At 66.4% G+C, this 10,737-nt stretch carries 13 protein-coding genes; 8 read left to right on the plus strand and 5 right to left on the minus strand.

Going from position 1 to position 10,737, the window contains the following annotated elements:
• The first annotated feature begins 165 nt into the window (after window positions 1-165).
• The 6 genes from rpsA to trpB all read left to right on the plus strand — a co-directional run bounded on the left by rpsA (window position 166) and on the right by trpB (window position 5,412).
• Window positions 166-1,845, plus strand: a complete 1,680-nt coding sequence (gene rpsA, locus HCZ97_RS12655; protein ID WP_167689075.1) for a 30S ribosomal protein S1 — start codon at window positions 166-168, stop codon at window positions 1,843-1,845.
• Window positions 1,846-2,229: 384 nt separating this feature from the next.
• Window positions 2,230-2,517, plus strand: a complete 288-nt coding sequence (gene ihfB, locus HCZ97_RS12660) for an integration host factor subunit beta (protein WP_167689076.1) — start codon at window positions 2,230-2,232, stop codon at window positions 2,515-2,517.
• Window positions 2,514-2,855, plus strand: coding sequence for a lipopolysaccharide assembly LapA domain-containing protein (locus HCZ97_RS12665; protein WP_167689077.1), 342 nt, complete (start codon window positions 2,514-2,516; stop codon window positions 2,853-2,855). The genes ihfB and HCZ97_RS12665 overlap by 4 nt, the downstream gene beginning before the upstream one ends.
• A 171-nt stretch (window positions 2,856-3,026) precedes the next feature.
• A complete protein-coding gene (locus tag HCZ97_RS12670; RefSeq protein WP_167689078.1) occupies window positions 3,027-3,698 on the plus strand; it encodes a phosphoribosylanthranilate isomerase in 672 nt (223 codons plus the stop codon).
• Window positions 3,699-3,765: 67 nt separating this feature from the next.
• Window positions 3,766-4,128 (plus strand): antibiotic biosynthesis monooxygenase, encoded by a 363-nt coding sequence (locus HCZ97_RS12675; RefSeq protein WP_167689079.1) that lies wholly within the window; start codon window positions 3,766-3,768, stop codon window positions 4,126-4,128.
• 30 nt (window positions 4,129-4,158) lie between these two features.
• Complete coding sequence (trpB, locus tag HCZ97_RS12680; protein ID WP_167689080.1) at window positions 4,159-5,412, plus strand: tryptophan synthase subunit beta; 1,254 nt, start codon at window positions 4,159-4,161, stop codon at window positions 5,410-5,412.
• 107 nt (window positions 5,413-5,519) lie between these two features.
• Here the strand turns inward: trpB and HCZ97_RS12685 are convergent, their stop codons facing one another.
• The 4 genes from HCZ97_RS12685 to pth form a co-directional block, all read right to left on the minus strand.
• Window positions 5,520-5,903: a DUF2237 family protein gene (locus HCZ97_RS12685; RefSeq protein WP_167689081.1), complete on the minus strand. Its 384-nt coding sequence runs from the start codon at window positions 5,901-5,903 to the stop codon at window positions 5,520-5,522.
• A 49-nt stretch (window positions 5,904-5,952) separates the two neighbouring features.
• Window positions 5,953-6,498 carry a tetratricopeptide repeat protein gene (locus HCZ97_RS12690; RefSeq protein ID WP_167689082.1) on the minus strand — a complete coding sequence of 182 codons (546 nt, stop codon included), beginning with the start codon at window positions 6,496-6,498 and terminating at the stop codon, window positions 5,953-5,955.
• Between the two features lie 142 nt (window positions 6,499-6,640).
• The gene (locus tag HCZ97_RS12695) at window positions 6,641-7,696 is read right to left on the minus strand and encodes a DUF2332 domain-containing protein (RefSeq protein WP_167689083.1); all 1,056 of its coding nucleotides are present in this window, start codon (window positions 7,694-7,696) and stop codon (window positions 6,641-6,643) included.
• The gene (pth, locus tag HCZ97_RS12700; RefSeq protein ID WP_167689084.1) at window positions 7,693-8,544 is read right to left on the minus strand and encodes an aminoacyl-tRNA hydrolase; all 852 of its coding nucleotides are present in this window, start codon (window positions 8,542-8,544) and stop codon (window positions 7,693-7,695) included. The genes HCZ97_RS12695 and pth overlap by 4 nt, the downstream gene beginning before the upstream one ends.
• A gap of 124 nt (window positions 8,545-8,668) precedes the next feature.
• On the opposite strand from pth, the gene HCZ97_RS12705 reads away from it, so the two are divergent.
• Entirely contained in the window at window positions 8,669-9,328 is a 660-nt protein-coding gene (locus tag HCZ97_RS12705; protein ID WP_368484369.1) for an FkbM family methyltransferase, read from the plus strand.
• Window positions 9,329-9,422: 94 nt separating this feature from the next.
• On the opposite strand, the gene HCZ97_RS12710 is transcribed toward HCZ97_RS12705, so the two are convergent.
• Window positions 9,423-10,049, minus strand: coding sequence for a 50S ribosomal protein L25/general stress protein Ctc (locus HCZ97_RS12710; protein ID WP_167689086.1), 627 nt, complete (start codon window positions 10,047-10,049; stop codon window positions 9,423-9,425).
• A gap of 382 nt (window positions 10,050-10,431) precedes the next feature.
• On the opposite strand from HCZ97_RS12710, the gene HCZ97_RS12715 reads away from it, so the two are divergent.
• The coding region (locus HCZ97_RS12715) for a hypothetical protein (RefSeq protein WP_217701781.1) at window positions 10,432-10,737 on the plus strand (306 nt) is incomplete at its 3' end.

Below are 10,737 nucleotides of genomic sequence, written 5' to 3' on the forward strand. Positions count from 1 at the left end.
TAGTTAGCGCGCGTCGACAAGGCGCAAATGCCGCGATCAAGGATACGAGCAGGGGTCGGACCAATCCGGCCCTCTTTGTTTTGCGGCTGCTCGAGAGACCAACCCCAAGACCGGCGGAGACAACCGCTCGGCCAGTATAGCGTGTTAAAGGAAACCAGAGACCACATGGCTCAGAACACATCGATGGAGGAATTCGAAGCCCTCCTGAACGAAAGCTTCGAAATGGACACGCCGAACGAAGGTTCGGTTGTCAAAGGCAAGGTGATCGCTGTTGAAGCGGGCCAGGCCATCATCGACGTCGGCTACAAGATGGAAGGCCGCGTTGATCTTAAAGAATTCGCGAACCCCGGCGAAGCGCCCGACATCACCGTCGGCGACGAAGTCGAAGTCTTCCTGCGTTCCGCAGAGAACGCCCGTGGCGAAGCTGTCATCTCCCGCGAGATGGCGCGCCGCGAAGAAGCCTGGGACCGTCTGGAAAAAGCCTACGCCGACGACGCCCGCGTCGAAGGTGCGATCTTCGGCCGCGTCAAGGGTGGCTTCACGGTCGACCTGGGCGGTGCCGTGGCCTTCCTGCCCGGTTCGCAAGTTGACGTTCGCCCCGTGCGTGACGCCGGCCCGCTGATGGGTCTGAAGCAGCCCTTCCAGATCCTGAAAATGGACCGTCGCCGCGGCAACATCGTTGTGTCCCGTCGTGCGATCCTGGAAGAATCCCGCGCCGAACAGCGCGCCGAGGTCATCTCCAACCTCACCGAAGGCCAAGCGGTCGACGGCGTGGTCAAGAACATCACCGAGTACGGCGCCTTCGTCGACCTGGGCGGTGTGGACGGCCTGCTGCACGTCACCGACATGGCATGGCGCCGCGTCAACCACCCCTCCGAGATCCTGTCGATCGGCGAGACCGTGAAGGTCCAGGTCATCAAGATCAACAAGGAAACCCACCGTATCTCCCTGGGCATGAAGCAGCTCCAGGAAGACCCGTGGGATCTGGTTGCCGCCAAGTACCCGCTGTCCTCCGTTCACGCCGGCCGCGTCACGAACATCACCGACTACGGTGCATTCGTGGAACTGGAACCCGGTGTCGAAGGCCTGGTCCACGTCTCCGAGATGTCCTGGACCAAGAAGAACGTGCACCCCGGCAAGATCGTCTCCACCTCGCAAGAGGTTGAAGTCATGGTGCTGGAAATCGACCCGGCCAAGCGCCGCGTCTCCCTTGGCCTCAAGCAGACCATGCGCAACCCCTGGGAAGTCTTCTCCGAGACCCACCCCGAGGGCACCGTCGTGGAAGGCGAAGTCAAGAACATCACCGAGTTCGGCCTGTTCGTTGGCCTGCCCGGCGACATCGACGGCATGGTTCACCTTTCGGATCTGTCCTGGGACGAGCGCGGCGAAGACGCGATCCAGAACTACCGCAAGGGCGACGTCGTGCAGGCGATGGTCTCTGAAGTCGACATCGAGAAGGAGCGCATCTCGCTCTCCATCAAGAACGTCGGCGGCGACAAGTTCGCGGAAGCGGTTGGCGGCGTGAAGCGCGGCGCAATCATCACCGTGAACGTGACCGCGATCGAAGACGGTGGGATCGAAGTGGAATTCGAAGGCATGAAGTCCTTCATCCGCCGCTCCGACCTGTCGCGTGACCGTGCAGAGCAGCGCCCCGAGCGCTTCAATGTCGGTGACAAGGTCGACGTGCGCGTCACCAACGTGGACAGCAAGTCCCGTCGCCTGGGCCTGTCCATCAAGGCCCGCGAGATCGCAGAAGAGAAAGAGGCCGTCGAACAATACGGTTCCTCCGACTCCGGCGCATCGCTTGGCGATATCCTTGGCGCAGCGCTGAAAGGCGACAACTGAGCCTGAGCCCCGCCAGGGGACTGCAAGATCGGAACGGCCCCGGAGAGATCCGGGGCCGTTTTGCGTTTGGCCCCGATACGGGCCCGGATGCGCCACGCGCGAAGGGAGCTGCGCCAGGCCGGCTGTCACCCTGTCCATTGGTCGCAATCCGCTGCTGCCGACGAATCAATCAGAAGCCCGCCCTCTGGGCTGGCCCTTTGGGGGATTTGGCTGCCGGTTGGCCGAAATCGGCTGTTCGGGTCGGTGCGAATAGTGGCCTGCATGCGGAAAATCGAAGGAATCTTGCGTGGCAGGCAGAGAGGGGTTGTTTCCGTATGCGGAAAAAACTCATATAGTTCCGTCTATTGGTGATGCACAAACCAAGGCTCGGGGAGAGACAACCAGATGATCCGCTCGGAATTGATCCAGAAAATCGCGGACGAGAATCCGCATTTGTACCAGCGTGACGTGGAGCGGATCGTGAACACGATATTTGAAGAGATCACTGAAGCCATGGCCCGCGGGAACCGCGTAGAGCTGCGCGGCTTCGGCGCCTTCTCCGTCAAGAAGCGCGAAGCCCGCACGGGGCGCAACCCCCGCACCGGCGACGCCGTGGAAGTGGAAGAAAAGCACGTGCCTTTCTTCAAGACGGGCAAGCTGCTGCGTGATCGCCTGAACGGGGCTGCCGAATGAAATACCTGCGCTACGGGATCGAGGCACTGATCGCCATCGTCCTCATCTCTCTTGCCCTGGCCAACCGGGGCTCTGTCACCGTGAAGCTGCTGCCGGAAGGGCTTGAGGAGATCCTCAAGTTCAACACGTCTGTCACGCTGCCGCTGTTCCTGGTCATCCTGGCCGGGATCCTGGTGGGGCTGCTGATCGGCTTCGTCTGGGAATGGCGGCGCGAGCACAAGCACCGCGTCGAGGCCCGCAGGAAGGACCGCGAGGCGCATCAGCTGAAGCGCGAAGTGACCAAGCTGAAGGGCGAGAAGACCAAGGGCAAGGATGACGTGCTGGCGCTGCTCGACTGAGCCGCGCCACTGGCCTGCCCACCCCTTTTGCATATCCTGTCTGCCATCGGCCCGAATGATCTTCGGGCCGTCGCTTTACTCGCCGTCCGCACCATCCTGCCCATCGGGGCCCGCCGGGACGCCATCTCTGCCCCTCTGGACAGGCCCGCGATGCGGGCCTAGAGAGCCATCATGCCAGTTCTGATCCAGCCCGGACGCGGCCCGCAGGGCCATCGCGTCAAGATCTGCGGCCTTGGCCGCCCCGAAGATGTAGAGGCCGCCGCAGAGGCGGGCGCCAGCTATGGCGGTTTCGTCTTCTTCGCCAAGAGCCCCCGCAACATCTCTGTCGAGGCGGCGCGCGCCCTGGCGGTGGAGGCCCCCATCGGCTTTGCCAAGGTGGCCCTGATGGTGAACCCCGATGATGCGCTGCTGGAGGCCGTGAACAGCGCCGTCCCGCTCGACATGATCCAGCTGCACGGCAAGGAAAGCCCCGAGCGCGTGGCAGAGGTGCGCGCGCGCACGGGCCTGCCGGTGATGAAGGCGCTTGGCGTCGCCGGCGAAGAGGATCTGGCCCAGATCGCGCTTTACGAAACCGTGGCGGACCAGCTGCTGGTCGATGCGAAAGCCCCCAAGGGCGCCGCGCTGCCCGGCGGCAACGGACTGTCCTTTGACTGGCGCCTGATTGCCGGGCGCAGCTGGAAGTGCCCCTGGATGCTGGCCGGCGGGCTGACGCCGGACAACGTGGCAGAGGCGATCCGTCTGACCGGGGCCAACCAGGTCGACGTTTCAAGCGGGGTCGAATCCGCCCCCGGCGTCAAGGATCCCGCCCTGATCCGCGCCTTTACCAAGGCCGCCCTGGCCTGAGGCCGATTGATCCGGCCCCCAGGCCCGCGCGTATCCCTTCCTGAATGACACATCGGGAGAACGGGAAATGCCACTGGCAGTCATCGGCGGCCTTCGGGTCAAATCGGCCCTGCGCTGGCCGGAGTTCTTCCTTCTGACCATGGGATCGCTGGTGCAGGCCAAGCGCGCGCCGGGCGTGCTGTCCGCCCAGGTCTTCCCGGAAGAGGAGGGGTTCTTTTCCCTGTCCGTCTGGGAAAGCCCGGCCGCGATGAAGCGCTATGCCACCTCTGGCGCCCATGGGCGGGCCATGCGGCGCTCTGCCCGGGTGGCGGTGGTGTTCTCCTTTCACCACTTTCCCTGCGATGACATTCCGACGCCGCAGGAGGCGGTGCAGCTTTGGCGGGCGCGGGAGGCGGAGCGCGCCCTTGCCGCCCCTCGTGACGCAGGCTAAACCGGAGCCAACAAACGGGGGAGCCCTGCAATGAACGACCTTTTCAACAGCTTCATGAGCGGACCCGACGAGAAGGGCCGCTTTGGCCAGTTCGGCGGGCGCTTCGTGTCCGAAACGCTGATGCCGCTGATCCTCGAACTCGAAGCGGAGTACGAGAAGGCCAAGACGGACGACAGCTTCTGGGAAGAGATGGACGACCTGTGGAAACACTACGTCGGCCGTCCCAGCCCGCTCTATTACGCGAGCCGCATGACCGAAGAGCTTGGCGGCGCCAAGATCTACCTCAAACGGGATGAGCTGAACCACACCGGCGCGCACAAGATCAACAACGTGCTGGGCCAGATCATCCTGGCGCGGCGCATGGGCAAGACGCGGATCATCGCGGAGACCGGCGCGGGCCAGCACGGGGTGGCCACCGCCACGGTCTGTGCCAAGTTCGGCCTGCAATGCGTGGTCTACATGGGCGCCCATGACGTGCAGCGCCAGGCGCCCAACGTCTTCCGGATGCGCCTGCTGGGCGCCGAGGTGATCCCGGTCACCTCTGGCCGCGGCACGCTGAAGGACGCCATGAACGACGCCCTGCGCGACTGGGTCACCAATGTGCGCGACACCTTCTACTGCATCGGCACCGTCGCCGGCCCGCACCCCTATCCGGCCATGGTGCGTGATTTCCAGTCCGTGATCGGCAAGGAAGTCCGCTGGCAGCTGCCCGAGCAGGAGGGCGAAGGCCGCCTGCCGGACACGGTGATCGCCGCGATCGGCGGGGGCTCCAACGCGATGGGCCTGTTCTACCCCTTCCTGGACGACAAGGAGGTGGGCATCATCGGCGTGGAAGCCGGCGGCAAGGGTGTCACGGAGAAGATGGAGCATTGCGCCAGCCTGACCGGCGGCCGCCCCGGCGTGCTGCATGGCAACCGCACCTACCTGCTGCAGGACGAGGATGGCCAGATCCTTGAGGGCTATTCGATCTCTGCCGGGCTCGATTACCCCGGGATCGGACCGGAACACGCCTGGCTGCATGACATCGGGCGGGCGGAGTATGTCTCCATCACCGACAAGGAAGCGCTTGAGGCCTTCAAGTTCTCCTGCCGGACCGAGGGGATCATCCCCGCGCTGGAGCCCTGTCATGCGCTGGCCCACGTCATGAAGATCGCGCCGGAGCTGCCCAAGGACCATATCATCGTGATGAACATGTGCGGCCGGGGCGACAAGGACATCTACACGGTGGCCAAGTACCTGGGCTTCGACATGGGCGACACAGAGGGTCGCGCGGCAGAGGATTGACCGCTTCAGCCGCGCCCTGAGGTCGGGGAGCAGGCAAGTGGATGACGGGGGGCTTCGGCCCCCCGTTTTACGTTTATGGCCCCGGTCTGGGGCCTCAGGCTAGGGCCCTAGCTCTCTTCCGGGTCCTCGGCATAAAGTTTCAGCACCTCGAGAGAGACGACCTCTAGCGCGCGGCGATGGGTGGCGCGCAGGTTGACCAGCGGCGCGCAGCCTTCGTCATGGGCCTGCAGGAACCGCGCGGCGCAAAGGCACCAGCGGTCCCCGGTCTTCAGCCCGGCAAAGCCGAATTCCGGTCGCGGGGTGGAGAGGTCATTGCCCACGTACTTGGAATAGGCCAGGAACTCATCGGTCATCACGGCGCAGACCGTGTGGCTGCCGGTATCGGCCTGGCAGGTATTGCAGGCCCCGTCGCGGAAGAACCCGGTGAGCGGATCGCTGGAGCAGGGCGCAAGCTCTGCTCCCAGGACATTGACGGATGGTTCCTTGTTCAACATGGCTCCTCTCACGGCTCCGGGGCGGGGGCCCGTCCGGTGGCCTGCTTCAGTAATCGGTCGGCAGACCGCGCAACGCCCCGTCAAGGGCGGCATGGGCCCAGGTTCCGGTGCCGCCGCGCGCCTCGATCTCTCGCAGCTGGCGCAGGGCGCCGGTCAGGTCACCGCTCTGGATCAGCCCCTGGCCCATGTAGGAACGCGCCAGGATGTTGTCCGGATCGGTCGCCAGCGCGGCCTGGTAATGCACCATCGCCTGGGCCATGTTACCAAGCTTGCGCTGCGAAAATCCATAGAGTGTCTGGGCCTGGCTGGTCCGGGGCGAGTCGAGCGCCGCCAGAACCATCAAAGCGGAGCCCGCCCGGCCGTGATAGGCCAGCTCATGCGCGGCCTTGAGGCGATCGGTATCCAGCAGAGAGTCCTTGGTGGCCGTGACGCAGCTTTGGGCATCGGCATCCCAGACCATGCCATCGGCGCATTCGGTGGTGGATTCGGTGGGTTCAGGCGGTGTGTCGTCGTCAGAGCCGACGGCCTGGGCGGCCATGGGTAGCAGGAAAGCGGCCATGGCAAGGGGCAACAGGGACTTCAGGGTCTTCATGCTCGTCTCCTTCGGTTTGCTGGTGGTCGTGCGGGAATTGCACGCCAGCCTAGCACAGCCGGACCGGGGAACCGGTTAAAACGATGGGCAAAAACCATCGACAGCGCGCAGACCAGGGGAGAGATGCGAAATTAGCGGAAAATCAGCGTGTGAAGGGCGCGTCTTCGGCCGCCCGGAACCAGCGCCCGTGGAAATCCATCCGCCCCAAAGGGATGTCGAATCCGCCGGGCCAGAGGCGCAGGCAGACCGCCGCGCCGGGCTGTCCGGTCTCATCCGCCTCGACCGAGAGCCAGGCAAGCGGGCTGTCCTGGGTGGCGCGCTCTGCGGCCATGGCCAGTGTGGCGCGGCAGGCGGCATCGGTGGCGGGCGGGAAATACTGCCAGGCGACCGTGTGATAGACGAACTCGATCCGCCCGGGCCGGGGCGCGGCCAGGCGATCGGCCAGCCAGGCGGCGGCATCGCCTGCATCCACCAGCGGTTCGGCCACCGACAGGATGGCGTCCAGGCGCTCCATCCGGTCGGGCTGGTCGGGCCAGATATAGCTGCGCAGGCGCAGCATGTCCTGCGTGCTGTCGGGATTCAGCGGATTGAGGTCGACGCCCCGGCGCTCTGCCACGGTGAAGGGCATGGGCTGGGGGCGCGGCCCCTGCCAATCGGGGTGCAGGGTGACCGCGGGGTGGGCGGCGCCCAGGCGCTGGCCCCCGGCGGTCAGCCCGAAGCGATCGAATTGCAGGTTGAGCCCGGCAGAGGCGCCAAGCTCGCTCACCCGCAGGGGCAGGCCGGGGTACTGCTGGGCCGCCAGGCCGGCGGCCAGTATCAGCGCCGTGGCGCGGCGGGGTTCATTCGTTTGCGGCGCGCTGTCGAGCCAGTGCAGCAGGTGGGATTCATGCTGGCGGAAGGCGTTTTGAACGGCCTCCCAGAGCTGGTCGTCATCGGGCTGCCCCGGCGGGTAGGCCGCGCCCAGGTGGGGATCCGCCCCGGTCAGCACCAGCGCATGAAGCCCGCCGGCCAGCCGCAGGGCCAAGGCATCGGCGCGCATCTTCTCTGGTGGCCACGCCATCAGCCGGGCGGCGACGGCGCTGCCGGGGGCCAGGCGCTCTGCGATGAGCGGCAGCAGGCGGGCCATGAAGGGAGAGCCGAGGTGCTCGCAGGATTGGGCCTGGGACAGGAAGTGGTCCCGCAGGGCGGCCAGGGTCAACGGAAGCGATCCCGGAGCTTTTCAAGCGGGCTGCGGGTGTCTTCGGCCTGCTCGGTGTTGGAGGGCGCTTCGGTCGCGGGGGCCGTGGGCCTGGGCGCCGCGCCCTTGCCGGGGCCGGGTTTTGCCGGGCCGGGTTTTGCCGGGCGGGGGCCGGGCTTGAAACCGGATTTGCCGGGGGTGCCGGGCGGGGTGCGGAAACCGGGGCGGAACCCGGGTTTTTCCGTGCCGCCGGGGGACTTGGGCGCGGCTTTGCCCCCCGCCGTTCCGGTCGAGCTGCGCGGCGGGTTCACCCGCAGGGCCACGGCGTTCTGGAACTTGCCCGCATCGCCCCCGGCAAGCTCTGCCGCGCCGTCGGAGATCCCGCGCAGCAGGTCATCCAGCCAGTCCTGGTCCGCCTTGGCGAAATCCGCCAGCACGTAGCCCGCGACCCGGTCCTTGTGCCCCGGGTGGCCGATGCCCAGGCGCACGCGCTGGTACTCCGGCCCGATGTGCTGGTGCATGGAGCGCAGCCCGTTGTGGCCCGCGTGCCCGCCGCCGGTCTTGACCCGGCACTTGCCCGGGGCCAGGTCCAGCTCATCGTGGAAGACGGTGATATCGGCCGGCGTGAGCTTCCAGAAGCGCATGGCCTCTCCCACCGACTGGCCGGAAAGGTTCATGAAGGTGGTGGGCTTGAGCAGCAGCACCTTTTCAGAGCCAAGCCGCCCTTCGCTGACCTCGCCCTGGAACTTCGCCCGCCAGGGAGAGAACCCGTGGTCAGAGGCGATCCGGTCCAGCGCCATGAAGCCGATATTATGCCGGTTGCCCGCGTATTTGCCGCCCGGATTCCCGAGACCCACGAAAAGCTGCATGTCACACTCCCGATTGCCGGGAGAGGATATCTTGACCGGCGGGCGGGGTCCAGCAATGGGCGGCCGGGCCGGGCTGTTCCGATGCCGCTGGATCTGCCACAAGGAAGCCGACAGGAGGTGGCGCGTGGCACGATATCAGATCGAGGGGCTTGAGCTTGAGCTGCCCGAGGGCATTGCCGGGCGGTCGGTGAGCGAGAAACTGGCGAGTGGGCAGTATGAACGGGCCGAGGCGCGGGCGGTGCTGATGCGGGTGAAGCCGGGCATGCGCGTGCTGGAGCTGGGCGCGGGGCTGGGCTATGTCACCGCGCTTTGCGCCCGGATCACCGGCCCGCAGAATGTCACCAGCATCGAGGCCCTGGCCCCCATGCTGCCCGTCATCCGCGCCAACCTGGCGCGCAATGGTCTGGCGGGGGTGGACCTGCGCCACGGGGCGGTGGCGCAGGGCGATGGCCCCTCGGTTGCCTTTCGGCGCGGCGCGGGCTTCTGGGGCAGTTCGCTGGCCGAGCCGGGAGAGGAGGGCGAGGCGGTGCCGCGGATCTCCCTGCCGGAGCTCTTCGCGGAGCTTACGCCTGAGGCGGTGATCATGGATATCGAGGGCGCCGAGGCGGAGCTGCTGGACCAGCCCTGGCCCGCCCATGTCCGCCAGGTGGTGATGGAGCTGCATCCCAAGCGCTACGGCGATGCGGGCATCGCGCGGGTCTTCGACGGGCTGCGCGCCAGCGGGCTGATCTATGATCCCGGCCCGTCGCGCGGGGCCGTGGTGGCCTTTCGCCGGATGCGCTGAGGCGCGTTCTGCCGCCGGGCCCAGGCGCCCCCGGACAAAGCAAAAGGGCCGGTGCATCGCTGCACCGGCCCTTGCTGTAACCCCTTGCGGAATATCAGGCTTCTGCTTCTTCCTCATCGGCGGCGGCATCTTCAGCTTCCTGAGCTGCCAGGCCGGAGGGGGCAGTGATGTTCGCGATCACGAAGTCACGGTCGATGGTCGGCTTGACGCCTTCCGGCAGGTCGACTTGGCTGATGGTGATGGTGTCACCGATCTGCTTGTCGGCCAGGTCGACGTAGATGTGCTCGGGGATGTCGCCGGCGATGACCGACAGTTCCACGTCTGCACGCACGACGGTCAGCACGCCGCCGCGCTTGATGCCGGGGGCAGTGTCCGCGTTCTGGAATTCCACGGGGATGTGGAGGTTCACGCGGGTGGTGCGGCGCAGGCGCATGAAGTCGACGTGGGTCGGAAGGTCTTTCACGACGTCACGCTGAACGCCGCGGCAGATGACGCGGACGTCTTCCTGGCCTTCGACTTTCAGGTTGAACAGGGTCGCCAGGAAGCGGCCTGCCTTCAGTTTCTTCAACAGGGCGTTGAAGGGGATCTGGATTGCCAGGGGCTCTGCATCGCCACCGTAGACAACACCCGGAACCATGCCAGCACGACGTGCTGCGCGAGCGGCGCCCTTGCCCGTCCCCGCACGTTCCTGGGCTACGAGATCAGGAATTTCTCCAGCCATTTTCTATTCTCCTAGAATGGGGCGGGCATCCTCCAAGGCTGTATGCCCGCGTGAAGCCCGGCGCTTACACGGAATCAGGGGGGAAGAAAAGAAAAAAAGGGGGGCCGGGTGCGGTGCTGGCTCCCGTGCCGGGAGCTTCGCCCCGCCCGCCGTCCCGTCATGGCCGTCGTCGTCGGTGGCCCGTCTGTCAGGCGTCTGTTTCGCGTCGGTATGACGTCGGTATCACGTCGGTGCGCAGCGCGCGATGGGGAAGCGGGGTGTTAACCGGAAAGCGTCAGCCTGTGGGGCCCGATGTCATGGAAGGTTTTCGGGGCGGGGGAAAGGGAATCTCAAGGGGTGGCTGCCATGGTCCGGGCAAGCGAGGCTTCAGAAGGAAGGCGGGATGGTCCCGAAGGGATATTGGCAGCTGCTGGCGGTGGCGTGGTTGGTGTTGGCCGGTGGCGCGGCGCGGGCCGAGGCCGGGCCGCAGGGAAGCGCTGGCGGCCTGCGGGGCAGCCTTGCGCCGATGGGCGGGATCCTGGGCGATGTCCTGTCCGGCCCGGGCCGCAGCCTGACCGGTGGGGCGCGCGCCCTGGTGGCCGGGATCCCGCAGCAGGACGGCGCGGACCCGCAGGCCGGCGGCCAGCCTGCGCCGCTGGTGGCGGGCTTCACGCCGGCGGCCCTGTCCGGCGAGGCGGCAGAAGCGGTC

It is taken from the genome of Pseudooceanicola sp. HF7 (assembly GCF_011806405.1).
Taxonomy (GTDB): domain Bacteria; phylum Pseudomonadota; class Alphaproteobacteria; order Rhodobacterales; family Rhodobacteraceae; genus Pseudooceanicola.

What these genes read in the sequence shown, in the direction of transcription:
- HCZ97_RS12670 (WP_167689078.1), top strand. Translation starts at nt 3,027, where the DNA reads ATGCCAGTTCTGATCCAGCCCGGACGCGGCCCGCAGGGCCATCGCGTC.
- ihfB (WP_167689076.1), top strand. Translation starts at nt 2,230, where the DNA reads ATGATCCGCTCGGAATTGATCCAGAAAATCGCGGACGAGAATCCGCAT.
- HCZ97_RS12665 (WP_167689077.1), top strand. Translation starts at nt 2,514, where the DNA reads ATGAAATACCTGCGCTACGGGATCGAGGCACTGATCGCCATCGTCCTC.
- HCZ97_RS12675 (WP_167689079.1), top strand. Translation starts at nt 3,766, where the DNA reads ATGCCACTGGCAGTCATCGGCGGCCTTCGGGTCAAATCGGCCCTGCGC.
- HCZ97_RS12690 (WP_167689082.1), bottom strand. Translation starts at nt 6,498, where the DNA reads ATGAAGACCCTGAAGTCCCTGTTGCCCCTTGCCATGGCCGCTTTCCTG.
- trpB (WP_167689080.1), top strand. Translation starts at nt 4,159, where the DNA reads ATGAACGACCTTTTCAACAGCTTCATGAGCGGACCCGACGAGAAGGGC.
- pth (WP_167689084.1), bottom strand. Translation starts at nt 8,544, where the DNA reads ATGCAGCTTTTCGTGGGTCTCGGGAATCCGGGCGGCAAATACGCGGGC.
- rpsA (WP_167689075.1), top strand. Translation starts at nt 166, where the DNA reads ATGGCTCAGAACACATCGATGGAGGAATTCGAAGCCCTCCTGAACGAA.
- HCZ97_RS12710 (WP_167689086.1), bottom strand. Translation starts at nt 10,049, where the DNA reads ATGGCTGGAGAAATTCCTGATCTCGTAGCCCAGGAACGTGCGGGGACG.